This window comes from Echinicola shivajiensis (assembly GCF_018642165.1).
GTDB classification, from domain to species: domain Bacteria; phylum Bacteroidota; class Bacteroidia; order Cytophagales; family Cyclobacteriaceae; genus Echinicola; species Echinicola shivajiensis.
Genome location: NZ_JAHHZM010000003.1, coordinates 273,333 through 299,821, shown reverse-complemented (window position 1 = coordinate 299,821; position 26,489 = coordinate 273,333). Strand labels below are relative to the sequence as shown.

The 26,489-nt window shown below is 39.3% G+C and carries 12 protein-coding genes; 1 reads left to right on the top strand and 11 read right to left on the bottom strand.

What is annotated here, in order from left to right; translation table 11 throughout:
• Window positions 1-264 precede the first annotated feature (264 nt).
• Window positions 265-2,901: a glycoside hydrolase family 2 protein gene (locus tag KMW37_RS07905; protein ID WP_215224076.1), complete on the top strand. Its 2,637-nt coding sequence runs from the start codon at window positions 265-267 to the stop codon at window positions 2,899-2,901.
• 267 nt (window positions 2,902-3,168) lie between these two features.
• Here KMW37_RS07905 and KMW37_RS07900 read toward each other — a convergent pair whose 3' ends face one another.
• The 11 genes from KMW37_RS07900 to KMW37_RS07850 all read right to left on the bottom strand — a co-directional run bounded on the left by KMW37_RS07900 (window position 3,169) and on the right by KMW37_RS07850 (window position 26,276).
• The gene (locus tag KMW37_RS07900; RefSeq protein ID WP_215224075.1) at window positions 3,169-4,455 is read right to left on the bottom strand and encodes an alpha/beta fold hydrolase; all 1,287 of its coding nucleotides are present in this window, start codon (window positions 4,453-4,455) and stop codon (window positions 3,169-3,171) included.
• A 196-nt stretch (window positions 4,456-4,651) separates the two neighbouring features.
• Entirely contained in the window at window positions 4,652-6,700 is a 2,049-nt protein-coding gene (locus tag KMW37_RS07895) for an alpha-galactosidase (RefSeq protein ID WP_215224074.1), read from the bottom strand.
• 66 nt (window positions 6,701-6,766) lie between these two features.
• Entirely contained in the window at window positions 6,767-9,631 is a 2,865-nt protein-coding gene (locus tag KMW37_RS07890) for a hypothetical protein (protein WP_215224073.1), read from the bottom strand.
• A gap of 20 nt (window positions 9,632-9,651) precedes the next feature.
• Window positions 9,652-12,075: a hypothetical protein gene (locus KMW37_RS07885; RefSeq protein WP_215224072.1), complete on the bottom strand. Its 2,424-nt coding sequence runs from the start codon at window positions 12,073-12,075 to the stop codon at window positions 9,652-9,654.
• A gap of 87 nt (window positions 12,076-12,162) precedes the next feature.
• Entirely contained in the window at window positions 12,163-13,929 is a 1,767-nt protein-coding gene (locus KMW37_RS07880; RefSeq protein ID WP_215224071.1) for a RagB/SusD family nutrient uptake outer membrane protein, read from the bottom strand.
• Window positions 13,930-13,948: 19 nt separating this feature from the next.
• Entirely contained in the window at window positions 13,949-17,428 is a 3,480-nt protein-coding gene (locus KMW37_RS07875) for a SusC/RagA family TonB-linked outer membrane protein (protein WP_215224070.1), read from the bottom strand.
• Between the two features lie 115 nt (window positions 17,429-17,543).
• Window positions 17,544-18,578, bottom strand: coding sequence for a FecR family protein (locus KMW37_RS07870; protein WP_215224069.1), 1,035 nt, complete (start codon window positions 18,576-18,578; stop codon window positions 17,544-17,546).
• Window positions 18,579-19,021: 443 nt separating this feature from the next.
• Window positions 19,022-19,639, bottom strand: a complete 618-nt coding sequence (locus tag KMW37_RS07865) for an RNA polymerase sigma factor (RefSeq protein WP_215224068.1) — start codon at window positions 19,637-19,639, stop codon at window positions 19,022-19,024.
• A 532-nt stretch (window positions 19,640-20,171) separates the two neighbouring features.
• The gene (locus KMW37_RS07860) at window positions 20,172-21,704 is read right to left on the bottom strand and encodes a RagB/SusD family nutrient uptake outer membrane protein (RefSeq protein ID WP_215224067.1); all 1,533 of its coding nucleotides are present in this window, start codon (window positions 21,702-21,704) and stop codon (window positions 20,172-20,174) included.
• An 11-nt stretch (window positions 21,705-21,715) separates the two neighbouring features.
• Window positions 21,716-25,078 carry a SusC/RagA family TonB-linked outer membrane protein gene (locus tag KMW37_RS07855; protein ID WP_215224066.1) on the bottom strand — a complete coding sequence of 1,121 codons (3,363 nt, stop codon included), beginning with the start codon at window positions 25,076-25,078 and terminating at the stop codon, window positions 21,716-21,718.
• Window positions 25,079-25,238: 160 nt separating this feature from the next.
• Window positions 25,239-26,276 carry a FecR family protein gene (locus KMW37_RS07850; RefSeq protein ID WP_215224065.1) on the bottom strand — a complete coding sequence of 346 codons (1,038 nt, stop codon included), beginning with the start codon at window positions 26,274-26,276 and terminating at the stop codon, window positions 25,239-25,241.
• Window positions 26,277-26,489: the final 213 nt, after the last annotated feature.

The following is a 26,489-nucleotide window of genomic DNA, read 5'->3' as shown; positions in this document are numbered from 1 at the left end:
CGATCAGGATTGTTCAAAATAACAAAAAACCGATACTATTTTCACTTTTATCCATTGAAAATAAGCTTGTCTTTTCAGGCAAAAGACCTTCAGTTAATTTCAATACCTATTTTCACCCATCTACATCAAATCCATGAATCTTAGGTTAAAAACAAAACCATGTTTTCAAAACCAGTCAGCTATATAAAATTTATTCATTATCTTTAATAGTGTTTTATTAAATTTTATCAAAACATATATTTAAATAACAACCTATTCAAACCTATGAAAACGTCCTATCTGTATTTAAAAATCTGGCTACTCAGCATTTGCTGCATCCAGCTTGCCACAGCACAAAACATCTATGAGCTCAAAAGTGAATGGTATTGCAAGCCCATTAGTGATACCAAAGTTGATGGTGTAGAAATATCCAATACTGCCTATAAATTAAAACAATGGATACCTGCAACTGTTCCCGGGACCGTTTTGACGACCCTATTGAACAATGAAAAAGTACCCGATCCATTTTATGGGATGAACAATGAAAAGATAAAGGACATCTATGATACCGGTAGGGAATACTATACCTATTGGTTTGTGAAAGACTTTACAGAAACAGCCAAAGAAGGTGAACAAGTATGGTTGAACTTCAGAGGGATCAATTATAGTGCAGAGGTTTATCTAAATGGAGAAAAGGTCAACAAGGAGCCTTTCAAGGGCATGTACCTCCGAAAACAATTCAATATCACCGAACTTTTAGCCAAAGATGGAAAAAACCGTTTGGCGGTATTGGTGCATCCAGCTGATCACGTGGGCAACCCCAATGGCGGTCAAGGTGGCGACGGTACCATTGCCAAAGGAGTAGCTCTTCAATATACTGCTGGATGGGACTGGATCCAGCCTGTTCGCGACCGTAACACCGGAATATGGGACAAGGTATTTATAGAAAAAACCAAATCGGTCAACCTGAAAAACCCGCACATCGTCACCTTGGTAGAAGGCCAGCGTTTCCCAGGAGAGCCACAAGAACCCGCTACCATTAAGGTTTCTGCCGAATTGGAAAACACGCAAGATGGCCCTGTAAACGGGACCTTGCAATATATTTTAAATGGAAAGACGATTAGCCAATCAGTAAAACTTGGCGCCAATGAAACCAAGGAAGTCGTCTTGCCGGACTTTAGTTTTGAGAATCCAAAATTATGGTGGCCAAGTGGATATGGAGAGCAGAACCTTTATGATCTGGACCTTAATTTCACTATCGATGGAAATATTTCAGACAGTGAAAAAATCAATTTTGGTATAAGAGAGATACAAACCGAATGGAACAGTCATACCCGAAGTAAGCAAATTTCGGTAAACGGACAGAAAATATTCATTAAGGGAGGAAACTGGATTATCTCCGATGCCATGTTAAGATTCTCCAAAGAACGCTATGATGCTGAAATCAGGTTCCATAGAGACATGAACCTTAACTTGATCCGTATTTGGGGTGGAGCATTACCAGAAAGACCGGAATTCTATGAAGCTTGTGACAAATACGGTTTATTGGTGATCCAGGATTTCTGGATTTCGGGTGACTGTAATGGTCGATGGTTGGATCCGAAGAAAAAGGATGACCAATGGACCAGAAGACAATATCCAGATGATCACAACTTGTTTATTGAATCTGCTGAGGATGTGGTAAAGCTTCTGAGAAACCACCCTTCATTGGCCATGTGGTGCGGGGGCAATGAGATCACCCCTCCAGCAGACATCATGCATGCCATTAAAAATGAGATTTTGCCCAAATATGATGGTACCCGTTGGTTTATAGACTACTCCAACTCTGATGAAATGTCCTATAATTTCAAAGGAGGAAATGGAGATGGCCCTTATGGTATTCAGGATATTTCCACCTTCTGGGCTGAACGCACCTGGCCATTTAATTCTGAAGTAGGTTCTGTGGGAACAGGAGATGCTGTTTCCTTGAGAAGGTTTCTTCCTGAGGAAAACCATGTAGTCCCTGTAGAGATGGAAGGCACTGAAAAGATCAAAGATGAGGTTTGGACTTACCACAAATATATCGACTACAGCAAGTCCCTTGAACCTTATGGTACGCCTAAGGACATGGAGGAATTTGCTGAAAAGGCCCAACTGGTCAACTACAATCAATACCGCGGATTGATGGAAGGATTCTCAGCACATATGTGGGACTGGTATACTGGAGTGATCATTTGGAAAACCCAAAACCCTTGGACAGCATTAAGGGGACAAATGTATGATTATTACCTTGATCCTAATGCCTGCCTTTATGGATTACGAAACGGGAGTGAAGCTGTTCATGGCATGTATGATCCTGTAAAAGGCAATATTATGATTGCCAATAATACCTTTGAGCAGCAACATGATATTATGCTACGTGTGACGGCTTATGATATGGAAGGGAATAGCAAACAATTGACACAAGTGTTCACTTATATCGAACCAAGCAGCATCCGTTTAATCATGTCCCTAAAGAAGAGGATTGATGAAATGAGTGCTGAGGAGGGCATGTTCCTTTCTGTACAATTGCTTAATATAAATCAAGAATTAATCTCTGACAATTTCTACTGGTTGCCTGACGCAAAGGGCAATTATTCAGGTTTACAAAATATAGAAGAAGCCAAAATAACAGCTACTGCTAAAAAAATATCTGAATCAGCAATTAGCTTGACGCTTCACAATGATGCTGATAATACCGTTTCCTTCTTTAACCGTATCTCACTGATTGATGCTAAAACCAAAGAAAGGCTTTTACCTACCTTCTTTAGTGATAATTATATATCCATCATTCCATATGGTGAAAAAACCATCACCTTAGACTACGACCAATTGAAAATCACAGACGCTTTGATTGAAATCAGCGGCTGGAATGGCCCCAAACAAACCATCAAAATAGAATAGTTGCTTTCTATAAATAATCACCCAACAAAAATCCCGGTCTTTATAAAAGGTCGGGATTTTTTAATTTTACACTTTATGATTATCCGTTTTCACACCAGTAACCTTATTTCTCACGGATTCCACAGATTTTCACTGATTTAATTCCTCGTTTCAGTAAGATCTGGTCCATTTTTCAGGGAATGTTTTGAAGGGTGAACTTTACTGGTGCAATAGCGGATATACAGATTACACTTTAAGGGAATTCAAGGAAATCATTGAATTTTTCTCTTATTCATTAAAGAATTCCAATACCGTCTCATTAAATATATCAGGGATATCTATGGGTGCCTGATGCCCAGCTTTTTTGAAAATCTTTAATTTTGAATTCGGTAGATTATCAGCTATCAATTGAGTATGCTCAAACTTCACAATATCCTTTTGACCGGCCATTACCAAAACTGGTAAATCTATTTCATTCAAATATTTTGCATCCAAATTAGGTTCCTCCATTAAAAGCTTTGTTAATCGTAAATTAATATCTGTCTTTGAAACTCCTTGAGATTCCATTTCTTTGATTTTTCTCTGGAGAATTCTATTTACCTTTTTATCTATAGAAGAATCATCATTATAAAGCACTGCGGCCATAATCGCCAACTTTTCTACCCGCTCAGGATACTGGTGGGCTAAAATTAGCCCTGTATTTCCACCATCACTCCATCCCAAAATATAGGATCGATCAATATTTAATTCCTCCAATAGTTCATTAACATCCTCAGCAAATAACTCATAACTAAGTTTCTCCTCATTACACCCTGACTGGCCATGACATCTGGTATCAAGAACAATCACTTTAAATTCCCTTGCTAGGGCATTTACCTGTTGGGAAAAAGAAGAAATGGATTCATTGTTACCGTGCAAGAGCACCAGAGGCTTGCCCTCTCCATATATTTCATAATAAATATTTATACCATTTATTGCCTTAAAACTTCCTACTTCAGAGTTTTCACCCAATTCAAAACTCTTAAAATTACTATTATCAATTAAAAAAGATTGGTCTCCCGAGAAGACCCTTTCCGTATCAATCTTTGTCTGTGTTTCCTTTGGTTTATTAGACAGGAACCAAGGATACAATTCTCTATCCTCAAATCCGGAATTACTTAAAAGGTTCTGCCCTTCTCCCTTTTTGGAATCAATAAGCAATTCCAAATCATCAAAATAAATTTCACACTTACCGGAATACATAAAGCCTACAGCAAGCACTTTACTGTTCTTATTAATTTTCCCATTTAAGGTAAAAGTTGTCCATTCATTAGGCTTGAAAAACTTATCCATAGCTCTTAGGTCCAAAACCGGCTCTCCTATGATTTCCGTTCCAGATGAATTAAAAGTAACTGGAACCACCCCTGAATTTTGACTGATTTTTTCAACAAAGACCTTCCCTGACAATGTAAATTTACTACCTGTAAACTCTTCAACATTCACATTTTGATAAAAAAGGGAAGTGGTTTTTTGGGCGAATACCTGACTATTAAAAAGAATGAAGAAAAATAAAACTAATAATCTGTAAAAACTCATTACACTTGATTTTAGATTAAAAACTAATTGATTCGTCTAAGTAACCGAAAAGTTTTGATTTAATAAAATCACAAATTAATTCAATTCTCAAATCACCTAACCTATCAAAAAAGACTGCCCTGCAATTCCTTGCAGGGCAGTCCAAAAAATTCAAATTGGCACTCTATAAAAAAGCCAGTCTTCCATTTAGGTGCTTTTAATCCAAAAGCTCAAGTTCCATAATTTTCACTTCTCCAGGCTTTAGTTTTACGCTTAACCTATCGCCCAAACTATAGGTGACATTGTTTTCATTCATGTCCCCAATCACCATATTTAAACCGTATTTATGAGAATCTTCCATCATAACCAAATCTGGACTAAGATCTATGGCATAATCAACTGCTTCATTTTTATTTGGATTATGAATGGAAATATAACCGCCCTTTCCGTTCCAGCCAGTATATCCATAAGCTTCCCTCTTCTTTGGATCTCCACCGTGCATAGCCACAGACTCAAAATATGGAAAGGCATGATGCGCCCATTTCAAACCATCCGCCAGTACATCCCAATCCGCTTCAGATAATTGCTGCGTTTTCAAGTATAATTCCACAAAACCGGTACCCCTGGAAAGATTCATCAATAAATATTGCATAAAGCCTTCCTCACTTTCTCCAGTTTTGACCTTTTTAGGCTCATGGTTAAAAATGGAATTCATAGGAAACTGGGTATGTTCCTTTTTCCAAATATCATGATAGACACCATCCCTATACACCAATTCTTCAGTCCTTGAACTTCCACCAGCAGCATCCCCAGCATTGATCATCCAAACCGCGTCAATATACATCAACCACCAAGGACTCAAATAGGCTCCATTTGAAATCACTATATAGACCTCGGGATTAATTTCATGCTGCTTTTCAAATATCTTCATCAATCGCTCTGTTCCTGCAGCCAAATAATAGGTTTTCAATTCATCATATTTGGGATCGTTGAGGAGAGAATCTGAGGCACTCAATCCTGCTGTTCCAAGCTGAGGCATTTCCGGCACACCATACCCAGCTCCATTCAATTCGAATTCCCTAATATTCAAATGGCCAAAAACTCCATCCAGTTTAAAATAGGAAACACCACTTTCTGTCAACTCCAACATTCGTTTTTCCAATAGCCCCATATACTTTGGCCCCGCCATGCTCATCCAGTTTCCGAGCAACTCAAAGTCCTGCTCTCCAAGTTTCTTGGCCGCCTTTTGTGCACCAAAGAGACATCCCGGACTCAACCATAAACCAAGTTGGGAAGAGGCCTGGCCAACCTGACTAAAACTATATTTAAAATCCTGGTCAAACTTGCTGTTCACTTTCCAAACCTTCTCTGACCAATCAGCTTGTACATCCTGCCATCCATCATCAATGACATAAGCGCTTAAAGCTGGCACTCCCCTTTCTACCACTAGCTCTTGATTGACTTTAGCTACACTTCTTGCAAACTTCTCCTTGTCCACTCCACTCCCAAAATCAAACCAGCTATTATATTGAACCTGAAGTCTCAAAGGCCTAATTCTTTTCTCACTGATATACTTTTGAAAAGTCCTCTCAATATTCTCCAATTTATCCCCTAGCCCAATCACTGATGGAAACGTATGGTAAGATTCCCCAGCTTTTAGGCTTTTACCAATCAGGTACCCACAATAAGCCTTGCCATCTTCCACATAATTATAACTCGCGGGAAACTCAATACCCAAAAAATAAGGCGCTTCAGCACCATATAATGGCTGGCCCAATCCTGGCTTCCATTGAGCCGGTCCTTGGGCAGTGATTAGCTTTTTCTGATAGGGCTGAACTACACCACCATCTATGAGCTCCAAATCTACTCTTTCTATGGTAACGGGATTTTGAGACTTGATCTTTAAACTTTTATTGGTATAGAAATCATTCTCATTTAGGGTATAGTTCAATTCAACCTCTAGACCATTTTCCTTATCCTCCAGGAGAAAGGAAAGTTGATCATCTTCCTTGTTCAACACTTTTTTTACCTTAAAATCATCAGAAGTAATGACCCTGTCAGTGCCCTCAACATCAGTTCCTGCTGAAATCCTCAGTTGGAATTCATAAAGTGTATTGACTGGTATCTTTTCTCCCGACTTTTTGTTTTGAAGTGAAAAGGTTTTTAACCTGCCATTTTCCACTTTGATAGTTCTGGAAATACTATTATTAGAAACGCTATAGACTTTTTCATTTGCCTGAGAACAATGAAAAAATACAATTGCCATAAATAAACATAGTATAAACCTTACTTTGCTCATCTTATCCCTCATAATTTGACTATTATTTTATGACTAATTAATTACAAACCATTGCTGCCCATTGGCAGGAATATTCACAGGAAGGGAAATATGATAATCACGATCCAATTCAATAATTGAAGTCCTTCCATTACTATCCGTTAATTCCGCATCTCCCTTTAAACCCGTATAATATAAATCCACCTTAATTTCTTTTACAACTGGAACATTCAAGGGATTATATAGCATGATCAAGCCTTTCTCTTTACCCAAGGGGTTTACATGCATGAGCCCATCATAATCTCTTCCGTCCGGTCTTCGAATATGTACCACATCTGCATCCAATACCTCTCTATGCTCTTTATAGAAATCAACCCATTTCTTTACAGTTTCCTTTGTTTTTGGACTGTCATATAACTGAGGTCCACGATAACATGCCTGTACCCCTGCACCAAACAAATTGGCCAGCCTTTGCTCATAATGAGGCAAATGGTCCTTTAATGGTTCTATGGTGGCAGCTTTTCCTCCTCCATGATATTCCACCAATGGGACAAACATCCACCCCATACTTGGAGTCTTTTCCCAGGTGCCATCATATATATTTTGCCTTTCTATAATTTCCTGCTGTGCCCTAGGCAGTGACCAATTGGTCTCCCGATATCCCATACCTGTTTTATTACTTCCTGACATGAAATAGTGATCTGGCACATTGAGAAAAATTCCTTTACTTTTTGCCCACTTATAAAAGGTACTGATCTGCTCATACTGATTCCACTGCGAATCGGCCAATCCCTTATGACCTGGGTGGTCATGACTGGCACAGACATCACCTGGATAGCTTCCATCATGTTCCAAAATATCCTGCCCCGTCCTTTCATAAAAATCATATAACTTATCGAAATAGTTGATACCCCATTCACTTTCCAAGCATGGAGAATTCCCGAATCTTGGCCTCTTTCCTTGCGGCATCACCACGTCATTTTCCTCATCAATACTCCTACTAGCCAACAAGGAATATCCACCCAAAGCGATTCCTTTTGAATGGGCATAGTCTGCAAGTTCCTTCATTCTGCTCATGTTTTCCGGACTATCATTTTCTATTTGAAAACCAGACCCAAAAGTCATGATGACCAATTCAAAGCCCACTTCTGCACATTGGTCAATGGCCTTTTTCACGGATTCATTATCCGCATTTCTCACATGCATCATAATGGGATTTTCTGTAACCCAAGGTGCCTGTGAACGATACATCCTTTTGATGGCCAAACCTTTTCTATCCCTGTCCCAACTGTCATGCAATAGCTCCCATGTTCTAAAGCTATTTAGTTTTTCTCCCGGCCTTAGGGTTTTCATAGGGCCTAATTTTGGATAAGCCTCCAGTAATACCGGTGTTTTCAAATTATAATTAACCTGTGTTTTATAAAGAGGATCCTCATTCCATGCAATACTGCTCAAATACAAATTATCATTTGACATGCCACCAAACCTATAATCTGTTTCTACAGTAATATTGGGTTTCATCCATTCAACCTTAGGATCACCAGCACTTTCCGCCTCTACCAGCGCCAATATTTCACTCTTAAAACTATCCAATACAACGGTTTCATCGGACTTATTCAGCACCTCTATCCATTTAGAAAGTAATGGCATCCCGTCGTACATTTCATAATGGACAAGCACCTTAATGTCTTTTAAGAAAGTCAGTTTTTCTGCCAGTTCTTCTTGTCCCTCCTGACTCAGCTCTCCTAATATGAGCACTTGTTCCACATGCCCCCTTCCTCTTGGGCCTGGATGATTAAAATCTGACAAACCTCCTTTGGGATCCATCTTACCGACTCTAAGTTCCGATATTTTTATAGATTCAGTTTTGAGACTTTCTAGGCTTTGGAAGTTTTCCCCTGTATAAGAATAAGAAAAAGATAATCCAGTTGGAATTTGTTCAGCTCTTAAATAAACAGTCTTCCCTGGGTCATATCCTTTTAATTTTCGTTCTTGTTTTCCATCATAAATCCCAAAACTTTGATCTCCTGGACGAATATTAAACTTAAATATATTTCCTGCTTCACCAATTAAAGCCATGCCAATTCCCCAGCTAGCTGACTGGTCTGTACCTGGATCTACCTTTACGATCCACACCCTTGCTTCATTGGGACTTTTTAGGTCGGCTGAAACACTTTGGTTGGCCAAGGCCATTATTTCACCAGCTTTGCCCTCATTAATAAAGGAATTTCTTTCATCTCCCGGAGAAGCATATACTTCCCAATGGTCCGCTAGGGATTGAAACTCATCATTGAACAGCACCTTTCTGCCTTCGTCTCTATTTCCTTCAGCCAGCAAATGATCAATAAGCTTATCATCACCAGAATAAACAAAGCTTATTTTCTTACCAGGTGCTGGCCAAGGCATGTCCTTAGGCATCCAATCCATTCGCTTTTGCCATTCAAACCTTGCTTCGGTAGCACCTATTTTATACCCCTCAAGTTTCAATGCTCTTGGATCCACCTTCATATCATCAATCCACTCATCCAAAAGATAGTTATGGATAGGCTGCCCGGTCATGCCCCCAACGGGCAATTGAAGCCCATTAATCTCCACCATCGCTTCTGGCCTTATGGAGCGCAATAAGTTCTCCCCTGTCATAAGGTTTTCAAGTCCTATGGTCGCCCCACCTTTTTGGACATCAAAAACCCTACTCACCAAGCCATTGCTCAGCACCAAATCACCTTTGCTCGTTTGATAAACTTGAGTGGTCTGATCAATGGATTCCACCAACCAATCTTTTTCAACTTGTGCCTTTTTATATAGGGGTAATTCTTCTGTTTGTTGCCCCATAACAGGAATAATAATTAGCCCAAATAAAGCCATTAATCCCAACCCCAATAAATGCTCAATTCTTAATTGAGGAACTCCTATTTGCATTTCTCTAAATATTTAATTTTTTATTTTCCTTTAATGACCGCGGCTTTACCCTTCAATATCAGCTCCACCTTGATTTCATCCCCATTTGCCGCATTCATGTCCAAAATCATTTCATGTTTTCCATTGGACACCTCCAACTTTGTCGGATCAAGTTTAATTTCTTTGATTTTATTCCAATGCTTATCATATAAAACCGCATGGTCTCCGCCTTCATAGGCCAGCATATTCCCACCTCTCAAATCAGCCGAAACCTCAAGCTTTGAAAAGTTGTCTATCTCCATTTTTATTTTAGAAGGGCCTTGACCTTTTTCTGAACTGATAATGAATTTAAGGGGCTGTGGTTCAAATGAATTGGTAAATTCCAAAGAATGGAACACAGGTTCTCCGGGTTGTTTCTCCTTTTGGGTCAAGCGGTGAATATCTGCAAACACCTCCGATAACGCCCATTGGTTATCCCCGACTTTTTCTAAACTATATTCATTGTCAATATTCTTGAGCCCTTCTTTTTGTTTGTTATTAAAAGCTCCAGCTAGCCTTGCTTCTTCCCAAATCGAAATCTTATTCAAAATCTCACTTGATTTACCATTTTCCTTAATGGCCTGAAATGAAGTGGATAAACCAAACCCAGCGTCAAATCCTGCTGCCCGAGCCAACAGCCATTCAGCATCCATAATACTGGTTCCTGATGAAAGCGAGAACCACCCCAGCATATTGGGCATTAAGTTCCTGTCAAAATAATCCTGGTTCATCAAACGGTATTGGGTCTGGCTTTCCCTAAAACCTGCATACCAAGGTTCTCCCCAGTTCATCCTGGTGAAAATATGCCAGAAATAATGACCTGGATTACTGGCGTCATTAATGATTTCCCCCCTTAACTCAGGCTTAAGATGCTGATACCATTTATTGACAAATAGTTGGCGGGAATACTGCCCCATACCGCTGGCCCAGTTCCCTTCCAAGCCATCAAAAGAAATTTGTTTAATGCCTGTAGTATTACAAAAATCAGCGATCCGGATAGCCATTTCATCTGACAGCTCGGCATTGCCCAAGAATGTTTTGTAGCCATGGTCCATCAATTTGGACACTTTGCTTCCTTCCTTATGCCCTGAAGCCTTCGTCCCAAAAGCGCCACGCTCGCAATCCAAAAGTTCCCATGGTTTTTCTGTTGAAACGCTTTTATAACGAATCAGTTCATCACCAATTTGAACAGCATGAAGATTGTTGTTCTTCATTTGATTAAAAAAATCAGGGCTTTCTACAGGAATATTTTTTGTGGACTCATCTATATTCCCAACCAATACTGACAAGCCTACTTTTGCCAATCTCCCATCTGGCACAGGGCTTACATAAGGGTCATTTGTTGTAATAAAATTGGATAGTGTGTGCACACCCAAATGAATCCCATCTTTTTCAGCTCTTTCCACCAATACTTTCATACTTTCCCAGTTATCTGGAAAAGACTTTTCATGTAGCTTAAAATGTCCCCAGTTTTCAAAAGGGCCTCCATGGTACAAATACTTAAGGCCTGCTTGCTTTGTCAAGTCCAATGCCTCCTCAATATTTCCTTCCCCAAAAGACATGATTAAATAAGAGGAAGTCGCCTCAGGATTGGTCTTGATCCATTCCCCATTGATTTTTGGATGAGGCAAGCCCTCTTCTTGCTCTATTTCTCCAATAATGTTCAATGCCTTATCCGGCTGGCTTCCAAAAAGAGCTATTTTAGACCCTATAACCCCTTCATCATCATAAGCTGGTACTTGGTATTTTTCATGTCCCCAAACAGGAATCACCTTGGCCTCCCCCCTATATCTGGCATAGGCCTGAAGCTTACTGCCATAATCCATCTTTCGGGCAGTCTGTCCCCTGTAGAGTACTTTTATACTGTCAGACACATCCACCAAATCATTGGAGGCAAAAATATCGTAAGCAGGCTCAGTGTCATCTTCATTAGTGGGATAACCTCCCAATGTTCTAATATTCAAGGCTTGAATGCCAAGTGCATAATCATCACCTTGAACCACCCCAACAGTTTCACCAATCCGCTTGGACAAATTGGTTTTATAAGGTCCCCAAACAACATAATCCACAGATTTATCACCAGATATCTCCTTTAATTCAAAATTGACATAACTGCCTTTTTCTTCAAACAAAATATTTGCATTTACTCCAAGCTCATCAAAGCCAAGCTGTATCAGGCCTGCTTCCTTATCAATCTCGGCAGATTGCGGCATATATTCCTGCCCATTTATGCCCAAGCTTAATACGGGTGATTTTTCTGCCCCGCTTAAATATTCCGTATCAGAATTTGGCTTCCTGAGTGACACCAATTCACCTTTATCATTGAGTTCAATTAAGAGTCCCTCAGACTCAATAATGACGTTTTTTTCAGAGCAGGCATAAATAAAGAGCAGCATCAACCAAGATACTTTGAAGAAGGTTTTCATGTATTGGGTGTTTATGGATTGAAAAAAAATAAAAACTCATGCAGCATTGAAAAAAACATCAATGCCACATGAGTGCTTTTGTTTTATTTATAGGGTTGGATCAAAGGTGCCACCTTCCCAACCTTGATTTTGCTCCAAATTTGGGTTTCTATCAAGATGATTCAACTGTATAGGAAAGAAATAATACTTTTCTGGCATGCTCATTTCCTTAGGGCCAGTAGTAATTAATTCCACCACTTCATAATTAAAATCACCAGGCAATAGGGTATTATTATTGGCTGCTGCAACATCTTCAGGTGTAACCTGATCATAAGTTCTGCCATTGACTTCCAAAGCCATCACACCATATTTGTGCATCCCATCCAATCTATCCAGCATTCTGTGCCTTCTTAGATCCCAAAAACGCTGACCTTCGAAGGCCATCTCGATGTACTTTTCATGAAGAATCGCTTCTCTGATTTCTTCTCTCGACATGGCTGGAGACAAGCCATACATACCATCGTTTCCAGCTTCTATACCTGCCCTTGCGCGGATATCCTTTAGTACTTGGATAGCCTCATTGGGATGGCCTGTTTCATTGGCCGCCTCGGCGAAGTTGAACAATATTTCTGCATACCTCATTTCAGGCCAGTCCACATCATTGATATTCACCAATTCAGGAGGAAGCTCTTCCATGATACCTTTCCTACAATATAGGCCAGTTCTGTAAGAAGATTCTCCTTGGATAATATAACCAAAGGCATCCACCGACAAGGCGATATTAGTCATAGTATATTGCCTTCTGTCCGTTTTGCCACTCAAAGGATAATGTGCGCCATTCCAAACAATCGTAGCTTCAAACCTAGGATCTCTGTTTTCCCAGAAATTTTGGACATCATAAGTATACGCTGAGCTTGGGTCTCCTGGCATTTTCCCATCTTTCATTGGGAAGGACTCGGCAAGCGCCCAAATTGGTTGATCACCACCTGTGGCATTTTTGGATTCGGAAAGCGGTCTTACTGCATCTTCCCTTCTGCCATTGGTCTTGATAGGATCCACATAAACCACGGAAAATATATTTTCCTTATGATCAGAAGTTTCAAATACATCGGTATAATTATCTAACAATCCATAACCATTGGCATCCAAAAACTCCTTTGCAGATAAATTGGCCTGATAGGCATCTTGCCAATGGCTATTATCATAAGGATTGGACGGGTTAAATTGTGGAGAAGCTTTGTACAATAATACCTTGCCTTTGAAGGACCTAGCTGTGGCTTGATCAATTCTTCCAAAATCATCCCCTGAATATTTTACTGGAAGATTACTAATGGCTTCATCAAGATCTTTGATGATAAAATCAAAACATTCAGCTGTACTGTTTCTCGTAACTTCCAAATCATCAATCAATTGCTGCGGCACGGTAATAATCGGAACACCACCATGGTAGTACACCATTTTAAAATAAAGGTAAGCACGAATAAATTTAGCTTGTGCAATTAGCTCTCCTTGATCTTCTGCGGGAATTCCTCCCTCAGGAAGTTCCTGGAGCATGATATTTACACGTCTTACAATATCATAAGGCCAAAACTTCATGGTTCCGTTGTTTTCGGTAATCCAGTCAGGGGCTATGATTCCACCACTTTCATCAGCCCTGTTTCCTTCATTCAAAGGCCAGCCTCCAAAGGCGCTACCATACAAGGCCGATAAGTACGCATTTACCGTTTGTACATCATCAAACGTCCCCTGACCTGGATAATTACTCAGATCGTCCACTTCATCCAACACATTATCACAGGAAGATAATACTAGGCCTAAGCTTAGCATCAAAGCAAATGCTTTATATATCCAGATGTTATATTTTCTATTTGTCATGATTTTCTGATTTCAGGTTTTAAAACTGTACAGTAAGACCACCAGTGAAAGTTTTCATCAGCGGATAAGAGTCCAAAGTGGCCTGTTCAGGATCATGTTCTTTAAGATCTGTGATCACGAACAAATTGGTGGCATTTCCATAAAGTTGTACTTTATTAATTCCAAGTTTACTGAACCATTTTTGCGGCAAGGCATAACCCAAATTGAGGTTCTTTAGCCTCAAATAGGCACCATTTCTCATCCAGAAAGTAGACGGGCCACCACCATACTCTGGTTGCATCCACACCCCTGCGACTCTTGGATATTTGGCATCTGTGTTTTCAGGAGTCCAGTATTCATCCTGAGACCAAAGTTCAAAATAGGGTCTATCACCCACTTGGAAAACTCCGCCCCCGTTCCTGGTGCTGATCATTCTGTCATAAGCTCCTACTCCTTGGAAGTGTACATTTAGGGAAAATCCTTTCCATTCACCTCTAAAACCCAAACCATAATTTATCCTTGGCTTGGCATTATCACTTAAAATAGTTTGATCGTTTCCATCAATTTTTCCATCTGCGCCTTCGCTGTAATTGGCTCCTCTGATATCTTCAAACAGTATGGTTCCCAAAACTGGCTCTCTACCGAATTGGGTAAACCCTTCTGGTAAGGCATCCAACTGTTCCTGCGTTCTGATGATTCCTTTGGAAATATAACCGCTGATTCTATCGTCTGGATGGCCTATACTGCTCCTCCAATTGCCTTCATAAGTTCCATCCGTAAAGGATTCTGGTTCATCTAAGATATCCCATTGGTCCCTGGCATAGCCCATATTACCATAGATACTGTACTCCAGCTCTCCAATACGGTTTCTCCAATCCAAATTGATTTCAAGACCCTTCCAGGACCTTTCCGCATAATTTACAGCTGGCAAGCTGGCGCCATAAGTGGTTGGAGTGGTTCCCAGCCTAGTTCCCAAAATATCACTTTCTGTTTTTCCCCAAACATCAAAATCACCTACCAATCTGTTATTGAACAAGCCAAATTCAAGTCCCGCATTCCACATAGAGATAGTTGACCAAGTAATATCCGGATTTGGAACAGCCCCGGGTACAAGACCATCATAAAGAGAACTGCCAAACACATAACCACCCGTCTTTTGGTAAACTTGTCCCCATCTCCAAGCTCCTATTCCACTATCACTACCGGTAGTACCATAAGAAGCGCGGAGTTTCAAATCATCAAAAATGGAAAGGTCTTTCATAAATTCTTCCTCACTCAATCTCCAGGCCAAGGACCCTGATGGAAAAAAGCCCCATCTTTTTCCCGGTGCAAACTTATAGTTTCCATCATACCTGAATGAAAATTCAGCGATGTACTTCTGTGCAAACTTGTAATTGGCCCTACCTATCCAGGAAGCCCTTGCAAATTCACCTTCCGAACCAGAAAACCAACGTCTCTCTGTATCTGAAGAAGTATTATAAATTTGATCTATGGTAGTTGAAAGTAAATCCTCAGCTCTTCCATTGATATATTTACTTTTTGACCCAGCTTGCTCATAAACTGCCAGTGCACTTATATCATGATTCCCAAAGCTACGCTGATAATTCAGGAACCAGTTAAACTGATAGGCATTGGAAAGGGTAATATTTTCCTGGATATTTTCATATCCGGAACTCAGGTTATGGCTGCCCATTTGGTTAAAATTGACTGGGCCAGGAATAAACTTATTAGTTGCACTTGCTGATTGGAAAATATAATACTTATTGTGCACCACAAAAGACTTCATATTCCTATCATAGGCATTGATATTCCCCTGAACACTGGTACTCAAACCCTCTACAAAATCACCTAAGTCCAAGTCCAGTTTTAAGATTCCGTCCAATGTACGATAACGGGTATCTCTATAACCACCTTCATTCAACATCAACTGTGGTGGATGCCAACCGCCTGAAGTTTTAACCGGAATATCGTTGGGATTATTGGTGGGATTTCCCGCCTCATCCACATAAAAAGGATATAACCTGGTCCAGTTAAATGTGGCTCTATAAAAATCGCCTACATTAAAATCTTCTGCACCATCATAAGGCCAGTACCATCTGTTATAATCCCTTTGATTACCACTGATATTCAGGCTCATCTTTAATCGTTCCGTAATTTTAGCTGAAATATCAGAACGAAAATTATATCGATCATAGCCCAGGTTTTTATAGGACCCTTCTTCTGTGTGGTAGCCCATCATTACATAATAGTTCACCTCTTCTGAACCACCTCTAACACTTAAGTTATGTTCTTGAACAGTAGGCGTCTGCCATATCAAATCATTAATACTATATGACTTATCAGAAAAATAATTCATCACCTCCTCACCATACGGTTCGGGAAGGCCTTTGGAAATGGCTACATTATTATTAAACCTCAATTCATCCTGAGCTGAATAATCCTGAATTGGACGGGTAGATTTTGATGATGAATAGTTCCCTTTATATTCAAATACTGGCTTTTGGTTGCTACCTCCTTTGGTGGTCACCAACACGACTCCATTACCTGCACTCGACCCATATATGGCGGCACTGGCCGCATCTTTCAAAAAGCTGATGTTTTCAACTTCATTGGGATTCAATGCGTCAAATTCAGCTTTACTACGAATCACGCCATTAATCACATAAAGCGGCTCATCATCACTTCCCCTGATACGGATAGATGAACTCGCTCCTGCAAGGCCCGATGTTCCCACCACTTGTACACCTGGCGCCCTACCTGCAATACCATTGGATAGGTTGGCCAAGGGAACATCCACAATATCATCAGTCTTAACGGAGGCAATGGAACCCGTTAAATTGACTTTCTTCTGGGTACCATAGCCTACCACGACTACCTCTTCTAATCCTGTTGCAGATTCTACTAAGGCCACATCTATTTGGGTCCTGTTGCCTACATTTGCCCGCATGTTTTCAAAGCCGATATAGCTAAACTCCAAAATGGCAGCACTGTTTTCCACATCAATGGTATATTTACCATCCAAATCAGTCACAGTGCCTTTATTGGTACCTACTACTTGCACATTTACTCCTGGAAGAGTCTCCCCAGTATCCGCAGAAGTTACCACTCCACTAACTGAAATGGCAAAGGCACTTTTGGTAGATGTGATTTCCTTCACTGGTTTCGGTTTGATATTGATAAACCTGTCCACCTGCCTAAAGGCTAATGGCTGCTGCCTAGAGGCTTCTTGCAATAATTGATAAACTGAAACCTTCTTTTCTGGAGAGATTATTACACTTTCCAGGTCAATTTCATTTTTGTAATAGCTAAAGGAAAAATCAGTTTCCCGCTCAATTAATTTAATGATTTGTCTGAGCGTATTGGTGTTTTTTTCTAGTGTAATAAAAACTTCTTCTATGGATTTATCTTCTTGACCACTCGCAAATGCTGCTTGATTTCCAAATAAAAGGATTTGAACAAGCAAAGTGCCCAAAACCAATTTAATCCATCCACAATGTTTAAGTAAAATTATTTTTTTCATTAATTTTGCATTTAGAATTAACAAATAGTTTTGATAGCGACCATTTCCACGGGGAGGCTATCAGCAATTTTGGGGTTGGCAATACATTTGTATTGCCGATTTTTTTCATAGGCTTTTAGTTTATAGTGATTTCTATATTTTTTCCATCAATCGTGTAATTGAATGCTTTTCCATATTGCATGCTATTCAGCACACTTTCCAAATAGGCATTCTTAAATTTTCCCGTAAATTTCCAGTCACTTGGAGGCGTTCCTTTAACAATAAAATCAACATCATACCAGCGTTGACATTCCTTTAATGCAGACATAAAGTCGATATCATTGAATAGCAATATGCCATCCTTCCAAGAAGCCCAGTTAACCGCATCATCTTTAAATTCGCTTATGCCATTTGTGGAAGAATCCCATTTCACCCCATTTCCGGGCGTCAGAATTCCCTTGTAATTTCCTGTCATATCATATTGATAATTCACTTTACCCTCTGTCAAAAACAGGCTTGGAATACTATCCTCAGCATAATTCCGCAAATTGAATTCTGTTCCTACTACCGTGGTTTTTAATTGCCCCGTATGGACCACAAAAGGCTTCTTCGCATTTTTAGCAACGTCAAAATAAGCCTCCCCCTCAAGATGTACTTCCCTTAAGGAATCAGTAAAACCATTGATATAGGAAAGCTTGCTATTGGCATTAAGCCAAACAATTGTTCCATCTGACAAGGTGATTTTTGATTTTTGCCCCCTACCATTTTCTTTGACCGTAAGGGTTCTATTGACCTCTTGATTTTCTACCGCTTTATTTAGGTTATAGTAAACAGGTATGGCCATTAGTAATACCAGGACCACTGCTGCTGCAATAGAAAGGTTGGTATAATTTCTTGTCCTTCGGAAGTGTAACGTCTTCTTTTCAGTAGCCTCTTCACGGTTATACTTCCCCAAAAAATCTTTCTTCTCTTGTATTTTTCTAAATACCCTATCAGCATTCGAAACATTCTCTTGGATATAGGTGTGTTTCCATAGCAGTTTCACCTGCTCAAAAGTTCGGGCATTCTCCTCACTTTCACTTAACCATCTATGAAGCTCCAACAGTTCTTGTTCGTTGGCCTCATTGGAAAGTGCTTTTCCTATAATATCAAAAATCTCTTTGTTATTCATTTTTCAAAACAATCAATAATCCGGTATTTGGGGATAAAGACACAATTACCTTTCAACACCCTACCTCAGACCATAGATTTTTTTAGAAAAATTTAAAAATTTTATTTTTCCTGCTATCAATCAGCAAAATCTCCAATTTAAAAATCCGTATTTAACTGTTCAGCAGTATTTTACCAATGAGACTATTTCATAAATATGATTATCCACTTTCACTCCAGCTAACTTATTTCTTACAGCCTCTGCATCCATGGCGGAGATACCACGGATCTTAGTGACTGTCAAGCAAGATTAAATTACCATCTCTAAGAGATCCTTGTTTATTAAGGAATATTTAGAAGGCTAATATCTACTGGCACAACTGCTGATAAACCGATAAAAAAATTAAATGACCAAAAATTCTCTTAATTATCAACAATATGGAATAACAAATCAAATTGGTTTAATCACGATAAGACCAACAATAAAAAACCTACCAAGGATTTTACAATATTCGGTATGGAGCTACTATTATATGTAGAGACGGATAATTCCATCCTCAGTTTTTTCAATGCCGTAGAAATATGTTTTTCAACCATTTTCTCTGATATGCCTAAAATCGTCGCCACGTGCTTATATTTCATTCCCCTTTCCTTCACTAACAAAAACACCAGCCTGCATTTTTCTGGTAGATTATCAATGGCGTTTCTGATTTTAAATAACTCTTCCTCGCTTAACAAATTATCCTCAGGGGTTTTTAAATTTACACAAACCTCAATATCGATATCATTTAAATAAAGGGGGTTCTCTTTTTTATTTCTGAGATAATTAAGTGATAATCTCTTCGCACATATGAAAAGATAAGCTTTGATTTCTCTTATTTTTATCAAACTGCTCCTTTTCACCCAAAGCTTTACAAATAGTTCACTCACCACTTCTTCAGCTACAAAATTATTTTTTACATAATAAAGGCTAGTCTGAAATAATTGTGGAAAAAAAATATCATAAAACTCACGAAAGGATTTTTCACAATCCTCTTGGGAAATTAAATAAATAAGGTGACTAAGATCTTTAGAGCCTTTCATATCAACATTATGAAAACTTTAGGTACAAGCAACCATAAAGTTACACAATAATACAAGATTTCAAAATAAAATATATACACAACGAAATAAAACACAATTATTAACTTACGTTTTAACACACGACTAATTAGCTCAACCCCATAAAACTTTCATGAATAGAGGGAATTCACCCACAGGCATGAAAGTTATAATAGAAGCGAGCATCACTTGTTTAAAAGAGAAATTTGATGGAACTTATATTATTAGAAATCGAATACCGAATAAAAGACTTGTATTACTTTAAAACATTAGCGTCCAATTAAAAAAAGGTCGTCTTTTTTTTGGTGGACATATACCCCGTACATAAAACTGACATCAGACGCTAAGCACCCACAGCTGTTGCCATAGAGCACGTAGAAAAAATTTTTCTCTCAAGAAATACTTTAGCCAAACCTGATATCCTGGGATAATTATGGGGCATAAAAACGAGACTTTCAGAAAAAAAAAGCCCCCGATTGACAATCGGGGGCTTGGTTTATAGGTTAAATAGGTATTAATACCCTGGATTCTGCTCCAATAACGGATTCTGATCAATTTCACTTTGAGGAATAGGCCACAAATACTGCTTTTGAGCAAATACTCGATTAACACCATCAGGAGTAGATTCCGTCACAGAGCCTGGCACAAGCTGGTCAGGGACTACTTCATGAGCAATATTCCATCTCTTTATATCGAAAAACCTCAAACCTTCACCTGCTAGCTCTACCCTTCTCTCATGTCTAATCTGCTCTCTTAAGCTGGCTTTGTCGAAGTTATTTTCGAGGGCTGGCATGTCTATTCCAGGTCTTTGCCTTACAAGGTTGATAGCATCAATGATTTCTTGACTAGGTCCATTAGCCTCATTCATAGCTTCTGCATACATTAGCAAGACATCTGCATACCTGATCAACACAATGTCCTGATCAGCATTGGTCGCACCTGATGGTGGGGCCTGATCCAAAAACAAGCCTTTCTGCCAAAGATGATCGGTCGGCTTTTCCCCTGATTCCAATGGAATATTATAGTAAGGTCTATTTTCACCGACATGAACCACTGTCAATTCCATTCGCGGATCCCTATTGATATAAGGGTTTGCTGGATCGTACAGCGGTGATTCATCTATACGCTTACCATCCAAACATTCAAATTCATCTACCAAATCCATCAATGGAGCACAAGATCCCCAATCACCATACATCCTGTCAAACTCATGACGCATAGTAGGTGCTTGAAAAACAATAGAGAACATAATCTCTGGATTGCCCGCCTGATCGGTACCATCAAAAATACCTGCCCAATCACTGCTTATCGAGAACAATCCTGAATTCATGATATCCTTACCTACCTGAGCTGCTTCACTCCATCTCTCATTGTATAAAAGCACCCTCATTTTCAAGCCTCTTGCAGAACCTTTCACGGCTCTACCTTCATAAGCCACATCTTCCAATTTATCGATTGCATAATCCAAATCACTTAGAATATACTCTACTGTCTCTTCCTTGGAACTTCTAGGTAGTAAAGCATCATTCAGATCAATATCTTCAGGAACGATGATCACACCTCCAAACATCTGTACCAAAGTAGCATAATGCCAAGCCCTGATAAATCGAACCTCTGCGATAAATTGTTCCTTTACTGCTTGATCAAATTCGGGAACTCTATCCACATTTTTCAAGAAATCATTACAAGCAGCAATACCTTGGTAAGGAATGGTATAATATTTTCTTACCACCCCACCTGTGGTGGATGTAATATCACCTGACTGCGGAACATTAAATGCATCTGGCCAACTGGCATTGCCATAACCATCATCACTCAATCCATCAATTTGGGTTCTGAGTCCCCCAAAACCAATGGTCCAATGGCTGGTTACCAAGGTTTGATAAACCCCTGCCAAGGCATTCTCAGCGTCACTTTGATTTCTCCAAAACGTTTCTGTAGACACTGCTGATAACGGATTCTTTTCAAGAAAATCACTACATGAATTCAACCCTAACATGCCCACCAAGGCAAAGCCACTTATTATATTTTTAATATTCACTTTCATCTCCTAGTAATTTAAAAGTTCACAGTTAAACCTAATGAATGGATTTTGTTTTGAGGATAATTGGCCATGGTGCCAATATTACTTACCCTCTCTGGATCAAAACCATCCAGCTTACTGAATGTCAATATGTTGTCACCTGCATAATAGACCCTCAAATTACTTAGGCCTACTCTCTCCAAAAGATCTTTTGGCAATGTATACCCGATCTGTATGTTTTGAAGTCTCAAATAAGACACATCCTTTAAATAATAAGTAGATTTTGAATTAAATATCTGGGAATGATCTTCCCCAGCATATATTCGAGGCATTTCATTGCTAGGGTTTTCAGGCGTCCAACGATTTCTCCAATCAACAGTTGGAGGCGTTCCTTTATAAAAAGGTGAAGCTCCTTGAAAGTTCAAGAACTTCTTGCCTCCCTGAGAACCATAAAACCTTGCTGCAAAATCAAAGTTCTTATATTCCAAACTAAAGTTGAAGTTATAGGTAAACTTAGGGAAAGATCCGGAAATATGGACCCTATCGTCTTGGTCAATAACCCCATCTCCATTTTGGTCCTTGTATTTCAAATCACCTGGTTGCGGTTCTGGAGATTGGGTAGCAGAATTTTCAATTTCATCTTCTGTTTGGAAAATACCATCCCATTCCCACATGAACCAGTCATTATAGGGATATCCTTCTTCATTGATCGTTACATCACCAATTTCTCTTTCACCAAACTTCACCAATTCATTTTTAAAGGTCTGCACATTACCGCCTACCGTATAGAACACCTCTCCTATAATGTTTCTATAATTAACTGCCACTTCAAAACCAGTGTTTTTTAGTGTACCATCATTGATAATAGGAGCATTTAGCCCCAAGTAGGCCGGTATTTGCGCCCTTCTCAAAATATCATCGGTTACCTTGTTAAACCAATCAAAGTTCATCGTCAACTTATCGTTGAACAATCCCATATCAAATCCAATATTGGTTACAGAGGTGGTTTCCCATCTGATATCCTTATTGACCAATGATGACGGCGAGACTGCTGTTACGACATTTCCATTAAATGGATAAACCCCATACATAAATTCGTTATTAGGACCTATACTAAGTACACTTTGATATGGATAATACCCAATATCCTGGTTACCTAAAACTCCATGAGAACCTCTAAGCTTAAGATCAGACATCCAATCAACATCCTGCAAGAACCCTTCTTGACTCAGTCTCCATCCCAAGGAGAAAGATGGAAAATACCCCCATTTGTTCCCTTCTGCAAACCTGGATGAACCATCCGCCCTTAAATTAGCTTCCAACAAATATTTATCATTGAAAGCATAGTTTAAACGACCAAACCAAGATAGCATAGACCATTCTTCCGAGTTACCTGAGGTATATTGAGTTGCAGCCGGTCCAGCATCAATCTCTTGAGCGGTATTGGTGAAATAGGATTTTCTACCCAAGCCCAACGTTTCATACTTATAGGACTCCATTTGGTATCCTCCTAGTACTCTTACACTATGGTCCCCAAAAACCTTATCATAGGTAAGGTGTGAATAAAGCACTGGGTATAGATCATTGAAGGCACTGATATCCAGCGAATTGGTATTCTCAATTTTCGACAATTTGCCTGAATGGTAATTATAGGCTTCAAATTGCCCATCAAAAGTCTTGGTCTTCGAATTGTTTATATTCAAACCACCTTTCACACGCCAGTTAAGACCATCCATAATTTTCACATCCATATAGGCATTAGTCTGAAGCTGTAGGCCTTTCTTCCTCGCGAGTTTTTCACGGGACATGGCATATGGGTTGGTCTGAAAACGGTTACCATTTACTTCCTTTTCATAAGCATTCCTTGCATATCTTCCATCGGGAAGTGTGGGAGCATAAGTAGGACCAGAGGATAAAATCATGCTATACATATCATCTGGGACATTATCGGTCACATCATAACCAAAACTCGTATTGACACCTATTTTAATTCTCTCAGTCGCTTGGGAAGCGATGTTCAAACGTAGATTATACTTATCATATTCAAAAGGCTCAATAGTACCTGGCTGGTCTATATAACCCAGCCCAATATTATAGGTAGTTTTTTCATTTCCTCCATTCAAACTAAGATGGTGATTTTGCACATAAGCAGGGTTCACCATAAAGTCAAGCCAGTTGAAATTAGGATAGGCAGACTCGTCGTTGGAGTTTTTATACGCATTGATTTCATCACTCGTATAGATGGGAGATGCACCGGAAGAATTCATGGCAGCTTCATTATAAAGCTCCATATATTCAGCGGAATTATATATTAAATCTGGTAAGGTAGTTGGCGTATGACGACCAATATTCACATCATAAGTAAGGGACATCTTGCCTTCCTTACCTTGTTTGGTGGTCACCAAAATCACACCGTTTGCTGCTCTGGACCCATAAATAGCTGCAGATGCCGCATCTTTCAACAAGGTTACTGTTTCAATATCATTTGGGTTGATTCCTGATAAGCTGCCAGGAATACCATCTATCACTACTAATGGGCTTACACCAGCACCACTGAAAGTACCAAATCCCCTCACCAACAAAGAAACATTTCCGCCACTCGGCGCGCCAGAATTTTGCACCACTTGCAATCCTGGAAGCACACCTTGCAACATGGAAGAAGGATTCGCTATTTTTCTTTTGTTTAACAATTCATCCCCCACTGAGGCAACTGAACCTGTTAGGTTTGCTTTTTTCTGGGTACCATACCCCACGACAACTACCTCATCCAATTGTGCAGTATCCTCCTTAAGGACAATACTCAATATCGATTGGTTTCCGACCTCTATTTGTTGGCTAACGAAACCAACAAATGAAACTATCACAACTGATCCTTCAGGTACATCCAGTTGAAAATGTCCATCCAAATCGGCAGCCGTTCCTATAGTGGTACCTTTAACCTGGATGGTTGCCCCCGGAATAGGATCGCCAGCTTCATCTAAAATTGTTCCTGAAATTTTTTTGTTTTCAGCCGGCATTACCGGTATTACATTTTTCTCCACCTTCTTGACATCTATTCCATTATTTACCTGACGAAATGAAACAGAGGCTTGTCCAGCCATTTGTCGTAAAAACCCTTCCAAGGAGTCTGATTTTCTCTCAAAATGTAATTTTTGATTGCGGTCGATGTCTTTTTTATCAAATGCAAATTGGAAATCCGTATTGGTTTCCACGAATTCGATAAATTTATTAATGCTAAGGGTTCTATTTGGGACTGTTAATTGGACTTCATCGATGCTCTTATATTGGGCACTCACCTCAGAGGCCATGACCAAATTTAAAAACATCAATTGAACTACAAACCCATAAATGAAGTATTTGGACAACATATAAATTGTCTTTTGTAGTTTTAATTTCATAATTTTAAAGCGTTAGATTATTAATAATTTAATACAGTCTGATGGGTAGCAAGTGCTTTCCATTCCCCAATGCAGCACATAGTTATTCATCAGACTTTTTTCTACCGGATAGACCGGTGCTTTATTTTAGGAACTGTTATCATAAGGGTTTATCATTTGATTAAAATTTGATGGTTATACTTTTGCCTTTTATTTCATATTCAAATTTTTCTATATAGGAGATTCTTAAGAGTACTTGTTCTAAACTTGCATTATCAAAATTGATCGAAATATCCCATTTCCGAGCAGGCCTACCTTCAACTTCAAAATCCACTGCATACCAACTTTCCAATGATTCAATTACTTCATCAAAATCTGATTGGTTAAATGCAAGAACACCTTCCTTCCAGTCCATCACATTGACCTTATCAAATCCCTCGATAATCGTGCTTTGGGTATCATTAGAGTAGGAAAGCAATTCTCCTGGAACCAATAAATCCTTGGATTTATCATCCAGGTTCTCTACTTCTACTTTTCCTGTAAGCAAAGCCACTTTCACATCCTCGTGGTAGTTATTGATATTAAATGAAGTTCCCAGTGCTGTGGTCACCAAATTTGAAGAAGTCACCCTAAAGGGCTTTTCAGGATTATGTTCCACTTCAAAAAATGCTTCTCCTTTTAAGGATAATGCGCGCTCCTCATTAGTGAATTGTGCTGGATAGCTTAATTTACTATCACTATTCAACCACACCATGGAACCATCAGGCAAGCGAAAATTGAGGCGCTCACCTTTCTTGGTCACTTTTTCCACCATAGCGATCACCGGCAGATCTGCCTCTTCCTGTGGAATAAACCAACTGAAAATAAAAGAAAAAGTCAGTACCAAGAAAATAATGGCTGCCACCCTATAACCTTGTTGGGATTTGAACCATATTGAGATACCTGAACCCTCGGAACCTGAGCCAAAAGTACCACTAGCCACCGCTGAAGTGGATTCCGCACTCAACACATGTTGAAGCACCTCATCTTTGATCGCCGGATCCGCTGATTTCTTTTCAAAATTTATCCCTAATACAATCTCCCTGGCCATTTTTAAATCCTCCACTTGTGTAGGGTTAGCCTTCATCCAATTGGACCAATACAAATCCAATTCCGGATCAGGTTGTTTTACCCATCGAACAAACTCAGGATTAGATAAAATTTCGGTTAATTGACGCATTTAAATAATTTTCTGTCCTATATCTGTATAAGACAGAAATGTTCAAAATGACATCTATTTTTTCGTGATTTTTTATAAAAAAAATAAACACATAATAGAACAGGCCCTTAAACACCTATTTAAGCTGTTTTTTATAAAAAAAAATTCACCTATTAACGATAAAATTGAGTCACTTGAGGTTCATTGTTATTTATATCCTCAATTGTGCCCGTT

Bases quoted from the DNA above. Each gene is read 5' to 3' on its own strand.
- KMW37_RS07890 (WP_215224073.1), bottom strand. From the start codon at position 9,631: ATGCAAATAGGAGTTCCTCAATTAAGAATTGAGCATTTATTGGGGTTG.
- KMW37_RS07850 (WP_215224065.1), bottom strand. From the start codon at position 26,276: ATGCGTCAATTAACCGAAATTTTATCTAATCCTGAGTTTGTTCGATGG.
- KMW37_RS07855 (WP_215224066.1), bottom strand. From the start codon at position 25,078: ATGAAATTAAAACTACAAAAGACAATTTATATGTTGTCCAAATACTTC.
- KMW37_RS07900 (WP_215224075.1), bottom strand. From the start codon at position 4,455: ATGAGTTTTTACAGATTATTAGTTTTATTTTTCTTCATTCTTTTTAAT.
- KMW37_RS07880 (WP_215224071.1), bottom strand. From the start codon at position 13,929: ATGACAAATAGAAAATATAACATCTGGATATATAAAGCATTTGCTTTG.
- KMW37_RS07875 (WP_215224070.1), bottom strand. From the start codon at position 17,428: ATGAAAAAAATAATTTTACTTAAACATTGTGGATGGATTAAATTGGTT.
- KMW37_RS07865 (WP_215224068.1), bottom strand. From the start codon at position 19,639: ATGAAAGGCTCTAAAGATCTTAGTCACCTTATTTATTTAATTTCCCAA.
- KMW37_RS07885 (WP_215224072.1), bottom strand. From the start codon at position 12,075: ATGAAAACCTTCTTCAAAGTATCTTGGTTGATGCTGCTCTTTATTTAT.
- KMW37_RS07860 (WP_215224067.1), bottom strand. From the start codon at position 21,704: ATGAAAGTGAATATTAAAAATATAATAAGTGGCTTTGCCTTGGTGGGC.
- KMW37_RS07895 (WP_215224074.1), bottom strand. From the start codon at position 6,700: ATGGCAATTGTATTTTTTCATTGTTCTCAGGCAAATGAAAAAGTCTAT.
- KMW37_RS07870 (WP_215224069.1), bottom strand. From the start codon at position 18,578: ATGAATAACAAAGAGATTTTTGATATTATAGGAAAAGCACTTTCCAAT.
- KMW37_RS07905 (WP_215224076.1), top strand. From the start codon at position 265: ATGAAAACGTCCTATCTGTATTTAAAAATCTGGCTACTCAGCATTTGC.